The sequence below is a fragment of the Cognatitamlana onchidii genome, assembly GCF_004804355.1.
In the GTDB taxonomy this organism is placed as follows: Bacteria; Bacteroidota; Bacteroidia; order Flavobacteriales; family Flavobacteriaceae; genus Cognatitamlana; species Cognatitamlana onchidii.
In genome coordinates, this window is record NZ_SRWZ01000002.1 from 465,360 (window position 1) to 485,368 (window position 20,009).

General features: G+C 34.7%; 20 protein-coding genes and 1 other RNA gene. 13 read left to right on the forward strand and 8 right to left on the reverse strand.

Annotated features, from left to right (window positions below; genetic code table 11):
• The first annotated feature begins 134 nt into the window (after nt 1-134).
• On the forward strand, nt 135-1,415 hold the full coding sequence (gene rocD, locus E5D58_RS05530) for an ornithine--oxo-acid transaminase (RefSeq protein WP_136480846.1): 1,281 nt from the start codon (nt 135-137) through the stop codon (nt 1,413-1,415).
• Between the two features lie 68 nt (nt 1,416-1,483).
• On the opposite strand, the gene E5D58_RS05535 is transcribed toward rocD, so the two are convergent.
• Both E5D58_RS05535 and E5D58_RS05540 read right to left on the reverse strand, forming a co-directional pair.
• Entirely contained in the window at nt 1,484-1,816 is a 333-nt protein-coding gene (locus E5D58_RS05535; protein ID WP_136480847.1) for a CCC motif membrane protein, read from the reverse strand.
• A 2-nt stretch (nt 1,817-1,818) separates the two neighbouring features.
• Nucleotides 1,819-2,100 carry a DUF2752 domain-containing protein gene (locus tag E5D58_RS05540; RefSeq protein ID WP_136480848.1) on the reverse strand — a complete coding sequence of 94 codons (282 nt, stop codon included), beginning with the start codon at nt 2,098-2,100 and terminating at the stop codon, nt 1,819-1,821.
• A 157-nt stretch (nt 2,101-2,257) separates the two neighbouring features.
• Here E5D58_RS05540 and E5D58_RS05545 point away from each other — a divergent pair, with 157 nt between their 5' ends.
• Both E5D58_RS05545 and E5D58_RS05550 read left to right on the forward strand, forming a co-directional pair.
• A complete protein-coding gene (locus tag E5D58_RS05545; protein WP_136480849.1) occupies nt 2,258-2,455 on the forward strand; it encodes a hypothetical protein in 198 nt (65 codons plus the stop codon).
• Nucleotides 2,452-3,012: a Smr/MutS family protein gene (locus tag E5D58_RS05550; protein ID WP_136480850.1), complete on the forward strand. Its 561-nt coding sequence runs from the start codon at nt 2,452-2,454 to the stop codon at nt 3,010-3,012. Before E5D58_RS05545 ends, E5D58_RS05550 begins: the two co-directional genes overlap by 4 nt.
• Here E5D58_RS05550 and E5D58_RS05555 read toward each other — a convergent pair.
• Entirely contained in the window at nt 3,009-3,926 is a 918-nt protein-coding gene (locus E5D58_RS05555; protein WP_136480851.1) for a hypothetical protein, read from the reverse strand. The genes E5D58_RS05550 and E5D58_RS05555 overlap by 4 nt on opposite strands.
• Before the next feature lie 127 nt (nt 3,927-4,053).
• Between E5D58_RS05555 and E5D58_RS05560 the strand changes: the two genes are divergently transcribed.
• Nucleotides 4,054-5,205 carry a cysteine desulfurase family protein gene (locus tag E5D58_RS05560; RefSeq protein WP_136480852.1) on the forward strand — a complete coding sequence of 384 codons (1,152 nt, stop codon included), beginning with the start codon at nt 4,054-4,056 and terminating at the stop codon, nt 5,203-5,205.
• On the opposite strand, the gene E5D58_RS05565 is transcribed toward E5D58_RS05560, so the two are convergent.
• Both E5D58_RS05565 and E5D58_RS05570 read right to left on the reverse strand, forming a co-directional pair.
• A complete protein-coding gene (locus E5D58_RS05565; protein ID WP_136480853.1) occupies nt 5,202-7,661 on the reverse strand; it encodes a TonB-dependent receptor in 2,460 nt (819 codons plus the stop codon). The two genes, E5D58_RS05560 and E5D58_RS05565, sit on opposite strands and share 4 nt — an antisense overlap.
• 12 nt (nt 7,662-7,673) lie before the next feature.
• Nucleotides 7,674-9,365: a M23 family metallopeptidase gene (locus E5D58_RS05570; protein WP_136480854.1), complete on the reverse strand. Its 1,692-nt coding sequence runs from the start codon at nt 9,363-9,365 to the stop codon at nt 7,674-7,676.
• A 178-nt stretch (nt 9,366-9,543) separates the two neighbouring features.
• Here E5D58_RS05570 and E5D58_RS05575 point away from each other — a divergent pair, with 178 nt between their 5' ends.
• The 4 genes from E5D58_RS05575 to rny all read left to right on the forward strand — a co-directional run bounded on the left by E5D58_RS05575 (nt 9,544) and on the right by rny (nt 11,939).
• Nucleotides 9,544-9,834: a hypothetical protein gene (locus E5D58_RS05575; RefSeq protein WP_136480855.1), complete on the forward strand. Its 291-nt coding sequence runs from the start codon at nt 9,544-9,546 to the stop codon at nt 9,832-9,834.
• A 14-nt stretch (nt 9,835-9,848) separates the two neighbouring features.
• Nucleotides 9,849-10,142, forward strand: coding sequence for a cell division protein ZapA (locus E5D58_RS05580; protein ID WP_136480856.1), 294 nt, complete (start codon nt 9,849-9,851; stop codon nt 10,140-10,142).
• Between the two features lie 55 nt (nt 10,143-10,197).
• A non-coding RNA gene (gene ssrS / locus E5D58_RS05585) (6S RNA) lies at nt 10,198-10,306 on the forward strand.
• A 58-nt stretch (nt 10,307-10,364) separates the two neighbouring features.
• Nucleotides 10,365-11,939 (forward strand): ribonuclease Y, encoded by a 1,575-nt coding sequence (rny, locus tag E5D58_RS05590; RefSeq protein WP_136480857.1) that lies wholly within the window; start codon nt 10,365-10,367, stop codon nt 11,937-11,939.
• 48 nt (nt 11,940-11,987) lie between these two features.
• Here the strand turns inward: rny and E5D58_RS05595 are convergent, their stop codons facing one another.
• Nucleotides 11,988-12,884 carry a site-specific tyrosine recombinase gene (locus E5D58_RS05595; protein ID WP_136480858.1) on the reverse strand — a complete coding sequence of 299 codons (897 nt, stop codon included), beginning with the start codon at nt 12,882-12,884 and terminating at the stop codon, nt 11,988-11,990.
• A gap of 162 nt (nt 12,885-13,046) precedes the next feature.
• Here E5D58_RS05595 and E5D58_RS05600 point away from each other — a divergent pair, with 162 nt between their 5' ends.
• A complete protein-coding gene (locus E5D58_RS05600; RefSeq protein ID WP_136480859.1) occupies nt 13,047-13,649 on the forward strand; it encodes a porin family protein in 603 nt (200 codons plus the stop codon).
• A gap of 76 nt (nt 13,650-13,725) precedes the next feature.
• Nucleotides 13,726-14,145: a type II 3-dehydroquinate dehydratase gene (gene aroQ / locus E5D58_RS05605; protein ID WP_136480860.1), complete on the forward strand. Its 420-nt coding sequence runs from the start codon at nt 13,726-13,728 to the stop codon at nt 14,143-14,145.
• Nucleotides 14,146-14,218: 73 nt separating this feature from the next.
• Here the strand turns inward: aroQ and lpdA are convergent, their stop codons facing one another.
• Nucleotides 14,219-15,595: a dihydrolipoyl dehydrogenase gene (lpdA, locus tag E5D58_RS05610; protein ID WP_136480861.1), complete on the reverse strand. Its 1,377-nt coding sequence runs from the start codon at nt 15,593-15,595 to the stop codon at nt 14,219-14,221.
• A 107-nt stretch (nt 15,596-15,702) separates the two neighbouring features.
• Here lpdA and E5D58_RS05615 point away from each other — a divergent pair, with 107 nt between their 5' ends.
• Nucleotides 15,703-16,986, forward strand: a complete 1,284-nt coding sequence (locus tag E5D58_RS05615; RefSeq protein WP_136480862.1) for an NAD(P)/FAD-dependent oxidoreductase — start codon at nt 15,703-15,705, stop codon at nt 16,984-16,986.
• Between the two features lie 98 nt (nt 16,987-17,084).
• Here E5D58_RS05615 and msrB read toward each other — a convergent pair whose 3' ends face one another.
• Nucleotides 17,085-17,552 carry a peptide-methionine (R)-S-oxide reductase MsrB gene (gene msrB / locus E5D58_RS05620; RefSeq protein ID WP_136480863.1) on the reverse strand — a complete coding sequence of 156 codons (468 nt, stop codon included), beginning with the start codon at nt 17,550-17,552 and terminating at the stop codon, nt 17,085-17,087.
• A gap of 148 nt (nt 17,553-17,700) precedes the next feature.
• Between msrB and E5D58_RS05625 the strand changes: the two genes are divergently transcribed.
• Together E5D58_RS05625 and E5D58_RS05630 are read left to right on the forward strand one after the other, a co-directional pair.
• The gene (locus E5D58_RS05625) at nt 17,701-18,525 is read left to right on the forward strand and encodes a M48 family metallopeptidase (protein WP_136480864.1); all 825 of its coding nucleotides are present in this window, start codon (nt 17,701-17,703) and stop codon (nt 18,523-18,525) included.
• Between the two features lie 63 nt (nt 18,526-18,588).
• Nucleotides 18,589-19,974 carry an MFS transporter gene (locus E5D58_RS05630; protein WP_136480865.1) on the forward strand — a complete coding sequence of 462 codons (1,386 nt, stop codon included), beginning with the start codon at nt 18,589-18,591 and terminating at the stop codon, nt 19,972-19,974.
• Nucleotides 19,975-20,009: the final 35 nt, after the last annotated feature.

The following is a 20,009-nucleotide window of genomic DNA, read 5'->3' on the forward strand; positions in this document are numbered from 1 at the left end:
TTTTTGAATAGATTTTTTTAGTTAGATTTGTAGCTCCTAGGGATGATTTCTTTCCCACGCTGAATTTTCGACAAACTTCGAAAGGATAAAGGTAGATAAGGAATGGTTATTTATTAATTTAAAACTAAATTAAAATGGCTGTTTTAGACCAACTCACCTCGCAACAAGCGATAGATTTAGAAAACAAGTATGGTGCACACAATTACCATCCGCTACCAGTAGTATTAAACAAAGGAGAAGGTGTGTATGTTTGGGACGTTGAAGGTAAAAAGTATTATGATTTTTTATCGGCTTACTCTGCTGTAAATCAAGGGCATTGTCATCCTAGAATTGTTGATGCTATGATACAGCAAGCTCAGACATTAACCTTAACCTCAAGAGCTTTTCATAATGATGTACTAGGAAAATTTGAAAAATTTACTTGTAATTTTTTCGGATTTGATAAGCTCTTACCCATGAATACAGGGGCAGAAGCTGTTGAAACGGCTTTAAAACTTTGTAGAAAATGGGCCTATGAGGTAAAAGGAATTGATGAGAATAAAGCAGAAATAATAGTTTGTGAAAACAATTTTCATGGAAGAACAACAACTATTATTTCATTTTCTAACGACCCAATAGCACGCGAAAATTTTGGGCCGTATACACAAGGATTTATAAAAGTTGAGTACGATAATCTTTTAGCCTTGGAAGATGCTTTAAAATCAAGCCCAAACATTGCAGGTTTTTTGGTGGAGCCTATTCAAGGAGAAGCCGGAGTTTATGTGCCAAGCGGGGATTATTTAGTTAAAGCAAAAGCGCTATGCGATAAGTATCATGTTTTATTTATTGCAGACGAGGTGCAAACAGGAATAGCAAGAACGGGAAGGTTATTGGCTACTTGTGGTAATTGTAATTGTTCTATTAAAAGTTGCGAAGGAAAACCCGAAGTAAAGCCAGATGTACTAATTTTAGGTAAAGCTATAAGTGGAGGTGTGTATCCAGTTTCTGCCGTTTTAGCGAATAATAACGTAATGGATGTTATTAAACCTGGTAACCATGGAAGTACCTTTGGAGGCAACCCTGTGGCCGCGGCTGTGGCTATGGCAGCATTAGAGGTTATCAGGGACGAGAATCTGGCTCAAAATGCTTTCGAATTAGGTAATATTTTTAGAGAAGAACTAAATAAATTTATAAAAACAAGTTCTATCGTTAGGCTTGTAAGAGGCAAAGGATTGCTTAATGCCATTGTTATAAATGATGATGAAGGTAGTAATAAAGCTTGGGATATTTGTTTGGCTCTTAAAGACAATGGGCTATTAGCAAAACCTACTCATGGTAATATCATTAGGTTTGCACCACCCTTAGTTATGACAAAGGAACAATTACTCGACTGTGTTTCTATTATTATTGAAACCCTTAAAGCGTTTGAAGCATAGGAGGCAACAATAGATAAATTAAAAAAAGCGACCAAAAGGTCGCTTTTTTTAATTGTTTGTATAAGATATTACTGTTCTAATAATTCTTGTATCTTTTCTTGCATTAACTCTTGATCCTGTAAAGTTTCCCAGCCAAACATTGAAATCATTGAAATAAACATAATTAGGTATAAAACGGATAGTACGATGCCTATTATGGCTAATACTTTACCTGTCTTCACGTTTTGAATACCCGTATAAATCTCTGGGTTTTCTGAATATACTTTTGATGCCTTATTTGCTAAAACAATGGCAATTATTGCAAGAATTAAACCAACTACGCCATAGCAGCAGCATGTAGGTATTGATAGTATTCCTAAAACAAGAATAAGCGTTGAGTTTGGTATTTTTTGTTGTTCCATTTTTAAGTAATTAGAAAGGTTTTTATAATGAAGCTTGAAACGATTATAACAGCATTGAGTATGGCTAATATAGCAATTAGTTTGGTACCCAATTTTAAATTTTTATAGGCATTAAAAATTATTAACCCGAAAAGCATGACAAGGGTGTAAATAGCAGGATACATAAAAAAAGCATCCACAAACTCTCCCTTTAATATTAGAGCTAAAGCCCGTTGCATACCACAACCTAAACATTCAAAACCTAATAGTTTTTTATTTAAGCATGGTAACATGTATTCCTCCATAAGTACGATTCAATGAAAGTTTAAAAATAATAAAAGAAAAATAAAAACAATCTTTAATTTCAAGCTGATAATAACTTCTTGGAATCTACTTTTTTTAGAGTTCCAAGAAGTATTTTTTTTAATGTAATTTGCAATCCATAAATTTTTAAGTACGTCTATGAAATATTTAAACTATATTCTTATCATAATAGGAGCATTTATTGCTACCTATAGCAAAGTTGGAGAAAAGCAAAATCAGTTTTTGTTGATTGCTGGAATTGTACTTTTAATGTTGGGGATTTATAGAATTGCCAGAACCATTCCAAGTAGAGGGGATGGAGAAGACGAGAACCATAATGCCAAAGAAGAGTTATGAGTTTTAAGGTTGGGGATAAGGTTTTAGTTTTAGATGAAGATTTGTCAGGCGTAATAAAACATATGGATGGAACCACTATTACTATTGAAACAAACGATGGGTTTTTACTACGTTTTGCTAAACATGAACTAGTTAAGAATGGGGGAGATGGTAAAATAAATGCTAACCTTTTTACAAATGCAAGTGTGGGATCCGTTTTAGCCAATAAAGAACCCCCCCCAAAAAAACAATCTATAAAAAAGCGTGCTAAAGATAGATATGAACCGACTTTAGAGGTAGACTTACACATTCATCAATTGGTTAAGTCTTCCCGAGGTATGAGTAATCATGAGATGCTTACTTTGCAATTAGATACCGCAAGAAGGCAGTTAGAATTTGCTATGTCAAAACGAATTCAAAAAGTAGTTTTTATTCATGGGGTAGGGCAAGGCGTATTAAAATTAGAGCTGGAATACTTGTTTGGTAGATATGAAAACCTGAAATATTATGATGCTAATTATCAAAAATATGGTTTAGGAGCTACCGAAGTTTATATCTATCAAAATACAAGAAACTAGTTAAAAATAGGCTCTCCTTTTCTTGTTTTAGATAGGGCAGCATCAACCAGTTTTCCAAAGTCTAGAAGATCTGCTGAAATAACTTGTATATCAATATCTCTCAATATTAGAGTTACTTCAAAGGTTTGGGAAATACTATGATCTCTGTATCCAGTGGCAGGAACAGTATTGGCTACTTCGGGATTTAAAAAATCGGCACCAACCTCTGGGTTAGTAATATCGTTAGCAGGGTTGTTGTCTTGAGAATCATTTTCTTCGTCTCTTGTTTTTACACCGTCACCGTCATCATCATTATCTAAATAATCAGGAATACCATCTCCATCTGTGTCTTGGGCACCATTGAGGCTTCCGTCTTCATTAGGGTCTGGATTTTCATCTTTTGTAAGGATATTGTCGCCATCGTCATCAGCATCAATATAATCAGGAATGCCATCACGATCGGTATCATCGTCTTCCAAATCACCATTATTATTTCTGTCTTCTAATAAGGCTGGAACCCCATCGTTATCATCTTCTGTAAGTACGGTTTTAACATCTGCCTGACCACTTGTACTCGCAATATCTTGAGTTATACTAACTTCTGAATTTGGAATATCACTACAAAATAAATCACTAGGTAGGTTTGTATTACTGTAAGTTCTATAATTAAAAGGGTTTGAAGAATTTATGGAATAGGTTTTCTCGAAAAGGCCATTATCATCAACTTTTAAAATATCTTCTAAAGTGACACCGCTTAGCTTTAGTGACAGTGATTCAGAAGGGTCTTCTTTTGTTTTAAATAGCACCAGGTTTGTTGATCCACAAGCTTCAAAGGTATCCTCAAAATCAAGTTCTACAGTAATAATATCCCCATCATTGCAAGATTGTATGAAAACAAAAAAGAAAGAAATAAGTACTAAAAATAACCGACGCATACCATTTGTTTTTGGCAAAAATAAACGAATTGATAATTATAACGTATCATATTGATAATAATTTTATTTCAAGTATTTTTGGGCTCCATAAGAGACCTTATTTTGGTTAAAATTTGGAAATAGCAAGATGAAACAGGTATATTTTGATAATGCAGCAACAACTCCAATTCGCGAAGAAGTGGCGCAGGTTGTGTTTGATATTATGAAAAGTAATTTTGGAAATCCATCTTCATCACATGCTTTTGGACGTTCTTCAAGGGTTTTATTAGAGCAGTCTAGAAAATCTATAGCAAAGCATTTAAATGTATCGGCAGGAGAAATTATATTCACCTCTGGAGGAACCGAGGCCGACAATTTGGTTTTAAAAAGTGCTGTAAAAGATTTGGGGGTATCTAGGATTATTACATCCAAAATTGAGCATCATGCTGTTTTACACACAGTTGAACAGTTACAAGAGCGCTTTAATGTTGAGGTGAATTATTTAGAAATAAATGCTGAAGGCGAATTAGACTTGATTCAGTTAGATAATCTATTACAAAATGAGACGCGCTACACGCTGGTAAGTTTAATGCATATTAACAATGAAATTGGAACCATTTTAAACTTAAAACAGGTAGCTGATTTGTGCCATTCGCATAATGCCTTATTTCATACTGATGCTGTCCAGTCTGTAGGGCGTTATAAACTAGACTTACAGAATGTGGGGGTCGATTTTCTTGCCGCATCGGCTCATAAATTTCATGGTCCAAAAGGTGTTGGTTTTGCCTATATAAAAAAGAATTCTCGGTTGAGGCCTATGATATTAGGTGGAGAACAAGAAAGAGGTCTACGAGCAGGAACTGAAAACATTCACAGTATTGTTGGTATGGAAAAAGCGCTTGATTTGGCCTATCAAAACTTGAATTCTGAAAGCAAATACATTAAGGAACTCAAAGCTTATTTTATTAAGCAACTAGAGCGTTATATATCCAATTACAAACTAAATGCTGCATCAGGAAATGACGAAAAAAGTACTTATACTATGGTTAATGTTCAATTACCCATCCCTCCAGAGAAATCGGCGATGCTTCTTTTTCAGTTGGATTTAAAAGGTATTGCTTGTTCAAAAGGAAGTGCTTGTCAAAGTGGCAGTTCACAAAAATCGCATGTTCTAACAGAAATATTGAATAAAGAAGCATTAGAAAAACCGTCTTTGCGTTTCTCATTTAGTATTAATAATACTAGAGAAGAAGTTGATTATGTTGTTGAAACTTTAAAAACTTTTATACAAACACCTTAAAACCTCATGGTTGTTCTTACATTAAAAACTCGAGGTGTTAAATAATTAGGTATAGCTATTTGCCTTTTGTTGCTTACGTCTCTAACCCAAGTATTGGTTATGGAGTTTTGAGCATCAAACATATTATATATTTCAAATCCGAATGAGAGGGCTTTGAAGGGTTTTCTCCATCCTCTCGAAAATTGTTTGTTAGCATCGACAATTACATACTGAAGGCCCAAATCTGCTCGTCTATAATCTGGGAGTCTACTTTGGTATTCATAGGGGTCTGCATAACTAGGAGAACCTCCAGGTAAACCTGTATTATATACCAAATTCAAATACACTTTTAAATTAGGCATGGTAGGTACATAATCTTGAAACAGAGCTGCAAATTTAAGCCTCTGATCTGTTGGCCTGGAGATATATCCTCGGTTATCAATATTCTCTTCAGTTTTTAGGTAGCCAAAACTAAACCAAGATTCGGTTCCCGGCACAAACTCACCGTTTAATCTTAAGTCCAATCCGTAAGCATATGCAGTAGCATTATTTTTAGCCCGATACCTAATACGAACATTTTCTAGCGTATAGGGGTTTACATCCCATAAGTTTTTATAAAAAATTTCGGAGGTAAGTTTAAAGGGTCTGTCCCACATTTCAAAACTATAATCATTTCCTATAACAGCATGAAACGATTTTTGCGATTTAACTTTGGGTTGAACAACACCACTGGAATCTCTAAGTTCGCGGTAAAATGGAGGCTGGTAGTAGAATCCTGCAGCTACTCTAAAAAGCATGTCTTTTTCCCAGTCAGGCTTAATAGCAAACTGCGCTCTTGGTGTAAAAACGCTGCTGTTATTAGAGGCTATACCTTCTCCCTTAACAGACCAGTTATGCATCCTAATACCTGCATTATACCAAACATCGCTTTTCCCGAGCGTACTGCGCTTACTCCATTGAGCATAAGCTTGAAGCCTATTAATTTGCGTATTGTTTTTTGCTCTAACATTTTGAAAAGGTTCTAAGGGCCCTGTATAAGGCTCATAAGGTTGTTCATTTGCAGGTAAGCTAGGAGGTCTAATAGAAAACCCTGCCGAATCAATAACTTCCCATTCAACTAAACGGTCGCGAATATCTTCGTTGGTGTATTTTACAGACCATTCAATACGGTTATCGTCAACTTTAAAATCGCCTTTATGCTCAATATTCGTTATTAAAGCGTCAAGGTCATTTCTACCGTGTGTTAGCTGACTTCCTATACCTTCAGAAAATGCTACTTCTCCAAAATCTTCATCTCCAATATTAGCATTCACTTCTCCTAATCTGTACTGAGCAAAAATATCAAAGTATTCTTCTTCTCTTGTATGATAACTTGAGGTAATAAGATGTAGCGTTAAATCGTCGCTCGCAAAATAGGATCCTTTTAGAGCTCCAAATAATGTTTGGTATCTGTCTTTTTCTTGTCCTTCATAAAAGACTATAAGAGCGATAGGCTCTGCTAAGGTTCCAAAATTAGTTTGCCTTGAAACTGGTTCGTAGTTGTAGGTGTTTATCGAGGCGTTTCCTAAAAAACTTAAATGAAATTTATTTGTAAATCGGTAAGTAAAAAAACCTTGAATATCGGCAAAAGTTGGTTGAAAATTTGTTTCGGTCTCTCTTGCATTAACTAATAAACTATTATCTCGATACCGCCCTCCAACAATTGCTGTGAACTTAGAATCTTTACTAATATTTTCAACCGATAGACTGCCTCCAAGTAGGCTCAAGTCGGCATTAACCTCAAACTGATATGGGTCTTTATAGGTAATATCTAATACAGATGAGAGTTTATCTCCATATTTAGATTGAAAACCACCAGCAGAAAACTCTACATTCTGAACCATATCGGTGTTCACAAAGCTTAAGCCTTCTTGTTGACCAGAACGAATTAAAAACGGTCGATACACTTCAATGTCATTTACGTAAACGAGGTTTTCATCAAAGTTTCCACCACGAACCGAATATTGTGTGCTTAATTCGTTATTGTTGCTAACTCCAGGTAGTGTAAGGAGCAGATTTTCAACTCCAGCGTTAGCTCCGGGTATTTTTCTAATCGCTTCAGGCTTTAATGTAATAATACCTTCAACATCTTTTCTTCTATTTCCTGTAATAACCACAGTAGTAATCTGCTCTACAGATGCGCTCATAACAGGATTAAATTCAAAAACTTCGCCTTTTTTAAGGTTAAATACGCTTGAAATCTTTTTATGGGAAATATGAGTGAATTCTACGGTTACATCTTGGTCTGTTGGTATAGTAAGATTATAAAATCCATTTTTATTAGACGTGGTTCCTGTGTTATTGGCTTTTATATTTACCTCATCAACGGGTCTGTCGTTCTCATCTAAAATGATTCCTCTTATGGTTGCTGTTTGAGCAAAACTTATGGTTGTAAATAAAAATAGAAGTATAGTGGTTCGTAAAAGTCCTGCTCTCAAAAGTAAAAAAGTTTATTTTTTGTAAAATAACGTTTCAAATGTAGAATTATTTCCAACATTATCAGTAACAATAAGCTTTAAATTATTCTTTGTATCAAGAATCATCTTATCATTAAAATCATAAGATAATGTTTTAGTTTTGTAATCATACTCCATAAGAATCCATTTCCCGTTTACCGTAGCTCTAAAATTGGAGATACCAGAAGCGTCATCATCAATTTTAATTTTTAGAAACCTGTAGTTTTTTAACCACTGTTTGTTTTTAAAATTTACCGGCTTTATAGAAGGTTTTACGGTGTCTAGCGCCAGCGCATAAGTGCCTAGCTTTTTCGTATTTGTGACTAATTCGTTGCCTTTTCTTTTGGTACTTGTATAAGTCGGATACTTTTTTTTGCCTATTAGACGAGCAATATAAAGTTTGTTTCTGTCTTTTTGGTTATAGTGACTTACGTCAAAAGCAACACGAAAGTTTTTTTTAGCCGCCTTAGTGTCATCATGTAAAAAAAGCGTGTCATTTTTAACGTCAAAATCAATATAGAAGTTTTCGTAGAATGTGTCTTTGTAAAAATCAACAGATACGCGCCCTTTTTTAAGATTAATTGTTTGTTTTGAGTTAACAAAATAAGGGGATGCAATCGTTTTTATAGCTTCTCCTTTGGTTAAATTTGTTCCGTTAATGTGCACGGTTACCCAAGCTTCATTATTTTTATAGTCGGCCACTCTTATCTTGTAAACAACGTTAGTGCTATCTTCAATGGCTATAAATCCATTATTTGCAGACGACTTAATTATACTAAGAGGATTGTTTTTTTTGAATAATTTCTGAACTCTAGACTTTTTGCTAATGTAGTTTTCATAATCAATGAGTTGATTTATGTGCTTACTTTCGTTAAAAGAAAACCGTTTAAAATCGAGCTCAAAATTTCTACTACCATTAACAAAAGTTTGAATATTAGCAACACCATTGGCGTTGGCTCCTAGATCTTGCCTATCTATTGTTTCAATACCGAAACCTATGGAACCAATGGCATCAATATTTTCAACTTTATAATCGCCGTTTAATAAAGGTATTAATCGAAGCTTTTGTTTTGTGTTACTTTGGTTTATAAAGGATTTAGTATCTAAAGGATAAGCATAGATAGATTTAACAACAGGACTTGTAGTATCCTTTACATCTAACCCAAATAACATTGGGTTCATGGGGTGTTCATTTTTATCCCTTATTTCAAAATGAAGATGTGGCCCTCCCGAACCTCCAGAATTCCCACTATATGCAACCAAACTATCTTGAAAAACGGGCAATTCTTCTGCTTTTGGAAAGAGTTCTATTTCGTAGGACTCTTTTTTGTATTGAGCCTTTTTAACATAAGCTTCAATAGTGGGGGCGAACTTTTGTAAATGTGCATAAACAGTTGTGTAACCATTGGGATGAGTAATATATAAAGCTTTACCATAGCCAAAATGAGATACTTTAATTCTACTTACAAAACCATTCGCAGATGCAAAAACCTTTAAACCTGTAGTTTGCTGAGTCTTTATGTCTAAACCCGCATGGAAATGATTTGAACGTAACTCACCAAAAGTACCAGATAATACTAAAGGAACGTTTAATGGCGGATTGAAATAATCTTGTGGATACGAAGTTTGAGCTTGAGTTACAATTGATAAAAGAAGCAGTAAATAAAGGGCAGGTAAAAATCGCATATCTAATAATGTGGGGCTAAATTATTAATTTGATACTAAAACGCAAAGCTGTGAACAAAAATCAAGCCAGTATTTTCTTCGCAGTATCGAGGAATAGCATTTTTATTTTTTATGAAAAAACAATTGTTATTTAAAGCAAGTAATGTTAACTTTGTGATGTAAGTATTGAATTTTGTAAATGAGTAATATTGAAGATATTGTAGATTCATTAGAAAACAAGATTAGTAAATTATTACACAAACTAGAGCTTTTAAAGCATGCTAATTTGAAATTAAATGAAGAGTTAGAGGTTTCAAAGCGTTTAAATTCTTCTCGAAAAACTGAAATTAGTGCTTGGGAAGAAAAGTATGAGGCTCTAAAAATGGCAAATTCCATACTTGGTAGTGACGATAATAAAAGAGAAACTAAGCTTAAAATAAATGCCTTAATCAGAGATATTGATCATTGTATAGCGCAACTCTCGGATTAAAGTAGAAGATTGTAATGGCCGAAAAGCTTAAAATAAAGCTATCTATAGCGAATAGAGTATATCCTTTAACTATTGATGCAATTCAGGAAGAAGGTTTACGAAAAGCAGCTAAGAATATTGAGCTAATGATTAAACAGTTTGAGCAAAGTTATTCTGTAAGAGATAAACAAGATGTTTTAGCGATGTGTGCGCTGCAGTTTGCCTCTCAAGTAGAACAGAAAACAATAGATAAAGCAAATGTTAGTGAGCATGTTGAAGAAAAGCTTAAGGCTTTAGACGAATTACTCACAAAACATTTAGTTTCTTAAACGTTCTTTAAAATAGATAAAAGTTACTGCCTGCATTGGTTATTTTTTTTGATAAACTCAACGTTAATTCTTTAAAAAGGGTGAGTTTAAGTTGTAAAAGCATGCTGCCTTAGTCGCAGATCCTTGATCAATTTGTTAGCCCTAAACTTGTTTTTAAGGAGTTTATACAAAACTTTATACTAGTGTAGGCTTTTTTTATATATATAAACCACTAAATTAACGATGGATAACTCAATTATATTTGCAGTTGGCGGTGTCATATTAGGCTTAATCATAGGATTTATTATAGCCAAGACATTAGAGAAAAATAATGCTTCAAAACTTGTTAAGGAAGCAAAAAAAAGTGCTTCATTAATACTTAAAGAAGCGAAAAGCGAAGGTGAAAACCTTAAAAAAGATAAGATTCTTCAAGCTAAGGAGAAGTTTATTGAACTAAAAGCAGAACATGAAAAGGTCATTCTGGCAAGAGATAAAAAAATGGCCGAAGCTGAAAAGCGCACACGGGATAAAGAGTCTCAGATTTCCAACGAACTCTCTAAAGGTAAGAAGCTCAATGAGAGTCTTGACAGAAAAATCAATGATTACAATCACAGGCTAGATGTTCTTGAAAAAAGGCAAGAGGAGTTAGATAGACTGCATAAAAGTCAGGTACAGCAATTAGAAGTTATTTCTAGTTTATCTGCTGAAGAGGCTAAAGAACAATTGGTTGAATCTCTCAAGGGTGAGGCTAAAAATGATGCCATGGCTTTTATTCAAAGTGCTATGGAAGAGGCTAAGTTGACGGCAGAACAGGACGCTAAAAAGGTTATTATTAATACCATTCAGCGCATTGGAACCGAAGAGGCTGTTGATAATTGTGTGTCTGTATTTAATATTGAATCGGATGACGTAAAAGGAAGAATTATTGGTAGAGAGGGAAGAAATATTAGAGCGATTGAAGCGGCGACTGGTGTTGAGATTATTGTAGACGATACGCCTGAAGCGATTATTTTATCATGTTTTGATTCTGTAAGACGAGAAGTAGCTCGTTTATCTTTGCATAAGCTAGTAACCGATGGCAGAATCCATCCAGCAAGGATTGAAGAGATTGTAAAGAAAACTCAAAAGCAAATTGAACAGGAAATTATTGAAGTAGGTAAACGTACCGTTATTGATTTGGGGATTCATAATTTACACCCAGAATTAATTAAAATGGTAGGTAGAATGAAGTACCGTTCTTCTTACGGACAAAATTTGCTTCAGCACTCTCGTGAAGTAGCTAAGCTTTGTGGTGTTATGGCGGCCGAATTAGGGTTGAATCCTAAACTTGCAAAACGAGCAGGTTTACTTCATGATATTGGAAAAGTGCCAGATGCAGAAGCAGATATGGAAACGCCTCATGCTATTTTAGGGATGCAATGGGCTGAAAAATATAATGAAAAAGGAGAGGTGTGTAATGCCATTGGAGCGCACCATGATGAAATTGAAATGAAATCTTTGTTAGCTCCTATAATTCAAGTTTGTGATGCTATTTCGGGAGCAAGACCAGGGGCAAGACGTCAAGTATTAGACAGTTATATACAACGTTTAAAAGATTTGGAGGATATCGCTTTTGGGTTTAACGGTGTAAAAAAGGCCTATGCTATTCAGGCTGGTCGTGAACTTAGAGTCATTGTTGAAAGTGAAAAGGTCGATGATCAAAAAGCAGCAGATTTATCATTTAATATTTCTCAAAAAGTTCAAACCGATATGACATATCCTGGTCAGGTTAAGGTAACAGTAATAAGGGAAACAAGAGCGGTTAATATTGCAAAATAGCTTATTCTCTCATGTTCAAAATATTAAATCCAGCTTTATGCTGGATTTTTATTTTCTAGGATGATATTTTTCTACAACTTTAGTTAGATGACTTTTATCTAGATGTACGTATACCTCTGTGGCAGTGATGTTTTCATGTCCAAGCATAAGCTGTATGGATCTCAAATCGGCATCATTTTTTAATAGGTGCGTTGCAAAAGAATGTCTAAAAGTGTGGGGAGAAACTTTTTTCTTTAGCCCAGTCTTTTCAGCAAGTTGTTTTATTATTGTAAAAACCATAGCCCTAGTAAGCTGTTTGCCTCTTCTATTAAGAAATAATGTATCTTCAAAGCCAGCTTGAATGTTTAAATGAGTTCTAATCTCATATCGGTAAAGGTTAATATATTTTTGAGTAATGTCAATAATAGGAACAAAACGTTGTTTATCTCCTTTTCCAGTTACTTTTATAAACCCTTCTTCAAAAAACAAATCAGAGATTTTAAGATTTATAAGCTCGCTTACACGCAAACCACAGCCATACAAGGTTTCTAGCATTGCACGGTTTCTTTCGCCTTCTGGTTTGCTTAAATCTATAGCTTTAATAAGAGTATCAATTTCATCTTCAGAAAGGGTGTCCGGAAGCTTTCTTCCTATTTTAGGAGATTCTATGAGCTCTAAGGGATTACTGGTTCGGTAATCTTCAAAAATTAAGTAGTTAAAAAAGCTTTTAAGTCCTGAGATAATTCGAGATTGAGATCGAGCATTCACTACCTGAGCAATTTGATAGATGAATTGTTGAATGGTATCAGATTCAATTGAAATTGGGGATTTCGCTATATTATTAGCTTCCAGATGGTTCATTAATTTTTTAATGTCTAGAACATAACTGTTAATAGAATTTTGAGATAACCCGCGTTCTATTTTTAAATATAACTGGTAGTCTTTAAGTGCTTGTTGCCATTTCATGATAAGTAAAAGTACGAATAAGGTTTTTATCTATACAAGCATATTTGGGTTTAGTTATATTACTAAATTTTAAGATATTTTGTATGAATAAACCTCAAATATGTGTGGTAAAATACTTTTTTTGTTATTTATTTGCCGCATCCAAATTAATAATAAAATATTATGAAGAAATTATTTTTGATACCCATTATGGTATTAGCTTTTTCTATTATGAACGCACAGAATGAAAAAGGGGACTTCACAGTAGCTCCTCAATTGGGTTTAAACTTTTCAAATTATTCGAGTTCGGAAAGTTTAAATAATAAAATTAGGACAGCTTTTAATGTTGGCGCTACTGTTGAATATTATTTGAATAACCGTTGGAGCTTTCGTTCAGGTCTTATCTATGACTCTAAAGGAACTAAAATTACTATATCTGGTCAAGACTTTATTGATAAATTGAATTACATAGCTATACCTTTACATGCTAATTGGCATTTTGGGTCAAGAAGAAATTGGTTCTTAAATTTTGGTCCCACTATTGGATTTTTAGTTAGTGCTAAAGCAGATACCCCAGAAGGGAACGTGGATGTTAAAGACATGATTGAAAGTTCTTTTGATGTAGGTTTGGGAGTAGGTATAGGCTATAAATTTGATATTGCCAATGATACACAATTGTACATTCAATATCAGGGGTATAATGGTTTCGTTGATTTGTTTGACGAAGATTTTAGTGTATTTAATGCTACCTCTGCTTTTAACGTGGGAGTTATTTTTGACATTTGAAAACCGTTAAATACGAATATTTTAAACCGAAGTTTTGAACTTCGGTTTTTTTATAGCTTTTTTATATTTTTGAAATATGAAAAAACTAATTATTATCAATGGACCTAATTTAAATTTATTGGGCAAAAGAGAGCCAAATATTTATGGTAGTTTAACATTTACAGAGTTTTTTGATAAAATCAAAAATAAGTATCCCACTGTTGAATTGAGTTATTATCAATCAAATATAGAAGGAGAGATAATTAATAAACTACATGAAATAGGGTTTAGTTATGATGGTGCTATTCTTAATGCAGGTGCCTATACACATACAAGTATTGGTATTGGAGACGCGATAAAGGGTATTGAAACTCCAGTTATAGAAGTTCATATTTCAAATACTTTTGGTAGGGAGGAATTTCGTCATCAATCCTATATTTCTCCAAATGCAAAAGGGGTAATTCTTGGGTTTGGACTTCAGAGTTACGAACTAGCCATTCAAAGCTTTCTTGATTAAATTTAAAAAACAGACATAAATAAAAAAGTCCCAGATTTCTGGAACTTTTTTATTTTGGAATTTATTATAGCTCTTATATATGGATACATTCGTCATAAGCATCGGCAACTGCTTCCATTACTGCCTCACTCATAGTAGGGTGTGGGTGAACAGCTTTTAGAACTTCGTGTCCAGTAGTTTCTAGTTTTCTAGCAACCACAGCCTCGGCAACCATATCGGTAACTCCAGCACCAATCATATGGCAGCCTAACCATTCCCCATATTTAGCATCAAAGATAACTTTTACAAAACCATCTTTATTTCCTCCTGCACTCGCTTTTCCAGAAGCCGAGAATGGAAATTTACCAACTTTAATATCTAAGCCTTTGTCTTTAGCTTGCTTTTCGGTTAAACCAACAGAAGCTATTTCAGGAGAACAATAGGTACAACCAGGAATATTGCCATAATCCAAAGCTTCAACATGATGTCCTGCAAGTTTTTCAACACATAAAATGCCTTCAGCAGAAGCTACGTGTGCCAACGCTTGACCCGGTGTAACATCTCCAATAGCAAAATAACCAGGGATATTAGTTTGATAAAAATCATTTACTATAATTTTATCTCTATCTACAACAATACCAACGTCTTCTAAACCAATATTCTCAATATTCGTTTTAATACCAACAGCACTCAAAATAACATCAGCTTCAAGAACTTCCTCGCCCTTTTTAGTTTTAACAGTGGCTTTAACACCATCACCAGAAGTGTCAACCGACGTAACTTCGGCAGAGGTCATAATCTTCACACCATTCTTTTTAAACGAACGCTCTAATTGTTTCGATACGTCTTCATCTTCAACTGGCACAATATTAGGTAAATACTCAACAACAGTTACTTCAGTACCCATTGAGTTGTAAAAGTAAGCGAACTCAACACCAATTGCTCCAGAACCAACAACAATCATTTTCTTTGGTTGTTTTGGTAAACTCATGGCTTCTCTATAACCGATAACCTTTTTACCATCTTGAGGTAAGCTAGGTAATTCTCTTGAACGCGCTCCTGTAGCTATAATGATGTTATTAGCGCTATATTCAGTACCATCAACGTCAATTTTCTTCCCAGGTTTAAGTTTTCCATAACCTTTTATAACGTCAATTTTATTCTTTTTCATTAAAAACTCAATTCCCTTGCTCATTCCATTTGCAACACCACGGCTGCGTTTTACAACGGCATCAAAATCGTGTTTAGCATCATTTACTTTAAGTCCGTAATCTTCTGCATGTTTCAGATATTCAAACACTTGGGCTGATTTTAGCAAGGCTTTTGTTGGAATACATCCCCAATTTAAACATACACCACCTAAACTTTCTTTTTCAACAATAGCGGTTTTAAAACCTAATTGAGATGCTCTAATAGCTGTTACATAGCCACCAGGACCACTTCCAAGAACAATAATATCGTATTTACTCATGTGTTAAATTTTAGGGTACGAATTTACAAAATCGAATTCGAATAATGAATTTAGAAGCCCTTAAATTTAGGTCTTAAATCTTACCTTTGTGGAACAAGTTTGATTTTATGAACATACCTAGAACTAGTTATCCTAGAATAGTAATTATAGGCGGTGGATTTGCTGGAATTGCTCTGGCAAAGAAATTATCAAAGCAAGAAGTGCAAGTTGTACTTTTAGATAAGCACAATTATCATACATTTCAGCCCTTACTATACCAAGTGTCTACGGGTGGTTTGGAACCTGACTCTATAGCCTATCCTATTAGAAAGATATTAAAGGATTTTCCTAATTTCTTTTTTAGATTGGCCAATGTAGAAGAAATTGATATTAAAAAAAACAAGGTACAAACAAACATAGGAAAGCTTAAGTTCGATTATTTAGTAGTGGCTTCAGGTTCTACAACTAATTATTTTGGGAATTCTGAAATTGAGCGCCATAGCATGGCAATGAAAACGATACCACAATCTTTGAATTTAAGGAGTTTGATTCTTGAGAATTTTGAAGAAGCTCTTTTAACATCAGATTTAAACGAGCGAAATGCCTTAATGAATTTTGTGATTGTAGGTGGCGGTCCAACAGGGGTGGAGTTAGCTGGTGCATTGGCTGAAATTAAGAAAGGTATTTTGCCTAAAGATTATCCAGATCTTGATACTAGGATGGCCCAAATACATATTATACAATCTGGAAACTGCTTATTAAAAGGTATGAGTGCCAAGGCATCGGAGAAAGCAGAAGTTTTCTTAGAGAAATTAGGTGTTAATATATGGAAGAATGTTAAGGTTACTAATTATGATGGCCGAACGGTTACAACAAATTCAGATTTAACTTTTGATACGGCAACTTTAGTTTGGGCCGCAGGAGTAAAAGGCGCCACAATTAAAGGCCTGGATGCCCAGGAATTTGTTAGCAGAGGTAACCGCATTTTAGTTAACGAATTTAATCAAGTAAAGGGTTTCGATCATATTTTTGCCATTGGAGATATTGCTTGCATGGCCACTAAAGAAAGCCCGAACGGATTACCTATGATGGCACAGCCTGCCATGCAACAGGGAGACCAATTGGGCGACAATATTTTAAACTTGATTGAAGAAAAACCTATGCGCCCTTTTGAATATACTAATAAGGGGGCCATGGCTACTATAGGAAGAAATAAAGCCGTGGTAGATTTAAAACGTTTTAAGTTTCAAGGAGTTTTTGCATGGTATGTATGGATGTTTGTCCATCTATTTTTTCTTATCGGTTTTAGAAATCGAATGGTCGTTTTTGTTAATTGGGTATATAACTATGTTAGGTTCGACAGGGAAGCTAGGTTAATTATAAGGCCATTTAAGAATAGGGTGGAGGATTGATTTACATGTCATTCGTATAGTGCTTTCTTTTTTTCTCTTGGCTGAATTTATTTTGGTTTATGAGTAGCACGCTATTCCATAATGATAGAGCCTTAAACTTATGATTTCGGAATAAATTTTAGAGCAATGCCATTAATGCAATGGCGTTTGCCTGTAGTGTCTCGAGGGCCATCATTAAAGACATGTCCTAAATGGCTACCACAGGTGGCACAGTGCTCTTCTGTTCTAGCATAACCTATTTTATAGTCTGTTGAAAAGGCCACATTGCCCTTTATTTCTCTATCAAAACTAGGCCAACCACTTCCAGAATCATATTTGTGATCACTTTTAAATAATGGAGTTTCACAGGCTTTACAAACGTAAATTCCTTTCTCATAATGTTTGTTTAGCGGACTCGTAAACGCACGCTCTGTGCCTGATTTTCTTAAAACGTAATATTCTTGGTCCGATAATTGTGCTTTCCATTCGGCCTCGGCCTTCGATACCTTGTATTTATCTGTAGTTTTTTTTTGACTATTACCTTTACATCCTATCACGAGTAAGCAAAGTATTATTAAATGTTTCATAGTTTTTCTTTATCCAGTCGTTTTGTAAATTAAAACATTACAAAGAAAATATGGTTTTAGTATTAAAAATGTGACCAAAAAAGTAGAACGTGTCTTATAATTGTAAAGGAACAAATTTGTATTTTTAGAACGAATTAAACAGACTTTTATGAATTTTAATAAAATTGGAGGGTTATTGGTTTTGGTATTGGTAATATGGTCTTGTGCCACCAATCCATTTACTGGCCAAAAGACTATGGCTCTTGTGCCAAACTCACAGTTATTTCCAACGGCTTTTGCTCAATATGATCAATTTTTGTCAGAGAATAAAGTAGTAACAGGAACTAAAGACGCTCAGATGATTACTAGGGTAGGGCAACGAATTGCTAGTGCAGCCGAACGGTGGTTAACTGCTAATGGGCACCACAGTTATTTAAATGATTACAAATGGGAATATAATTTAGTAGATGACGAAACGGTGAATGCTTGGTGTATGCCAGGAGGTAAAATAGTGTTTTATACGGGGATTCTACCTGTTGCGAAATCTGAAACAGGGGTTGCTGCTATAATGGGACATGAAGTAGCACATGCGTTGGCTAATCATGGACAGCAAAGAATGAGTGCTGGTATGCTCCAGCAAGTTGGAGCAGTAGCGGGTAATATTGCATTAAATGATCCAAGAGCAAGAGATGCATTTAACCAGTATTATGGTGTTGGTTCGCAACTTGGGGTTATGCTTCCTTTTAGCAGAAGCCATGAAACTGAGGCAGATAAAATTGGACTGTATTTAATGGCTATAGCGGGCTATGATCCTGCTGAAGCAGCAGAATTATGGAAACGCATGAAAGCTAATAGCGGGAGCGGGCAAGCGCCTCCAGAAATTTTAAGCACACACCCCTCTAATGATTCTCGCATCGCTAACTTAACAGCATTGGCACCTGCGGCGGCTGCCGAGGCTCAAAAATTTGGTGTAACAAAATTTAGAGAATACTAATTTTCTACTAACTAAAAATATTTGATTACTTTAGAAGCTGCTTACAAAAGAGCAGCTTTTTATATGTCAGAACTTAAAAAAGGTAGTAAAAAGCTACTAAATGCTTGGGCGTTTTACGACTGGGCGAATTCCGTTTATACACTTACCATAGCATCTTCTATCTTTCCCATTTTTTACTCGGCACTTTTTATTTCTGAGATTAAAACGGTATCTGCTTTTGGGTTTGAATTTAAAAGTACCGCTTTAATAACGTTTGTTACGGCCTTTACGTTTTTGGTGGTGGCTTTAACATCTCCAATTCTATCTGGCATTGCAGATTACGTGGGTAATAAGAAAGCTTTTATGAAGTTTTTTTGCTATCTGGGAAGCTTAGGTTGCATTGGGTTATATTGGTTCAATCTGGAGCATATTCATGTTAGTTTGCTATTTTATTTTATGGGGCTAATTGGTTATTGGGGGAGTTTGGTATTTTATAATTCTTACTTACCAGACATTGCTTTTGAAGAGCAACAAGATAGGATAAGCGCCAAAGGATTTGCTTGGGGATATATTGGTAGTGTTTTGTTGTTAATTTTAAACTTAGCTATGGTTATGAAGCCAGAGTGGTTTGGTTTCGAAATATCAATTTCTGAAGCCTTGTTAAACTCAGGAAATGAATCAGCCGTAAACCAAGCTCTAGAGGCCGCAAAGAATAACGCTTCTATCAAAGCTATGAGAGTGTCTTTTGTTACGGTTGGTGTCTGGTGGGCCTTATTTAGTCAGTATTCCTTTTATTATTTGCCAAAGGGTGTTTCTTCTGGTAATAAAGTAACTAGAGCTATAATTTTTAATGGGATACGAGAACTGAAACAGGTATGGGTTCAATTAAAGTCAAATTTAAGATTAAAAAGGTACCTGTATGCTTTTTTCGTGTTTAGTATGGCTGTACAAACTATTATGTTAGTAGCTGTATATTTTGGAGAAGAAGAAATTAATTGGGGAGGTGATTCTGAAAAAACTGTTGGCTTGATTGGAAGTATACTAATTATTCAGCTAATAGCCGTTCTTGGAGCATATTTAACCTCATTGGCTTCTGAAAAGTTTGGTAATATTAAAACCTTAATAGGTATTAACATGATTTGGATGGCTACTTGTTTCTATGCTTATTTTATGTTTACCCCAACACAGTTTTATATTGCTGCTGGGGTAGTTGGTTTTGTTATGGGAGGTATCCAGTCATTAGCTAGGTCTACCTATTCAAAATTTTTACCGGAAACAGAAGACACAACGTCTTATTTTAGTTTTTATGATGTTGCCGAAAAAGTTGGTATCGTAATAGGTATGGTAATCTTTGCTAGTATCGATCAAATTACTGGTACTATGCGTAACGCCATATTGTTTCTGTTTATTTTCTTTTTGCTGGGGATCGTAATGCTACTTAGAGTTCCTAAGGGTAGCGCTGAAGTATAATGCTAAAAAATCTCATGACGAATCATGAGGTTTTA

Bases quoted from the DNA above. Each gene is read 5' to 3' on its own strand.
- rocD (WP_136480846.1), top strand. From the start codon at position 135: ATGGCTGTTTTAGACCAACTCACCTCGCAACAAGCGATAGATTTAGAA.
- E5D58_RS05535 (WP_136480847.1), bottom strand. From the start codon at position 1,816: ATGGAACAACAAAAAATACCAAACTCAACGCTTATTCTTGTTTTAGGA.
- E5D58_RS05540 (WP_136480848.1), bottom strand. From the start codon at position 2,100: ATGGAGGAATACATGTTACCATGCTTAAATAAAAAACTATTAGGTTTT.
- E5D58_RS05545 (WP_136480849.1), top strand. From the start codon at position 2,258: ATGAAATATTTAAACTATATTCTTATCATAATAGGAGCATTTATTGCT.
- E5D58_RS05550 (WP_136480850.1), top strand. From the start codon at position 2,452: ATGAGTTTTAAGGTTGGGGATAAGGTTTTAGTTTTAGATGAAGATTTG.
- E5D58_RS05555 (WP_136480851.1), bottom strand. From the start codon at position 3,926: ATGCGTCGGTTATTTTTAGTACTTATTTCTTTCTTTTTTGTTTTCATA.
- E5D58_RS05560 (WP_136480852.1), top strand. From the start codon at position 4,054: ATGAAACAGGTATATTTTGATAATGCAGCAACAACTCCAATTCGCGAA.
- E5D58_RS05570 (WP_136480854.1), bottom strand. From the start codon at position 9,365: ATGCGATTTTTACCTGCCCTTTATTTACTGCTTCTTTTATCAATTGTA.
- E5D58_RS05575 (WP_136480855.1), top strand. From the start codon at position 9,544: ATGAGTAATATTGAAGATATTGTAGATTCATTAGAAAACAAGATTAGT.
- E5D58_RS05580 (WP_136480856.1), top strand. From the start codon at position 9,849: ATGGCCGAAAAGCTTAAAATAAAGCTATCTATAGCGAATAGAGTATAT.
- rny (WP_136480857.1), top strand. From the start codon at position 10,365: ATGGATAACTCAATTATATTTGCAGTTGGCGGTGTCATATTAGGCTTA.
- E5D58_RS05595 (WP_136480858.1), bottom strand. From the start codon at position 12,884: ATGAAATGGCAACAAGCACTTAAAGACTACCAGTTATATTTAAAAATA.
- E5D58_RS05600 (WP_136480859.1), top strand. From the start codon at position 13,047: ATGAAGAAATTATTTTTGATACCCATTATGGTATTAGCTTTTTCTATT.
- aroQ (WP_136480860.1), top strand. From the start codon at position 13,726: ATGAAAAAACTAATTATTATCAATGGACCTAATTTAAATTTATTGGGC.
- lpdA (WP_136480861.1), bottom strand. From the start codon at position 15,595: ATGAGTAAATACGATATTATTGTTCTTGGAAGTGGTCCTGGTGGCTAT.
- E5D58_RS05615 (WP_136480862.1), top strand. From the start codon at position 15,703: ATGAACATACCTAGAACTAGTTATCCTAGAATAGTAATTATAGGCGGT.
- msrB (WP_136480863.1), bottom strand. From the start codon at position 17,552: ATGAAACATTTAATAATACTTTGCTTACTCGTGATAGGATGTAAAGGT.
- E5D58_RS05625 (WP_136480864.1), top strand. From the start codon at position 17,701: ATGAATTTTAATAAAATTGGAGGGTTATTGGTTTTGGTATTGGTAATA.
- E5D58_RS05630 (WP_136480865.1), top strand. From the start codon at position 18,589: ATGTCAGAACTTAAAAAAGGTAGTAAAAAGCTACTAAATGCTTGGGCG.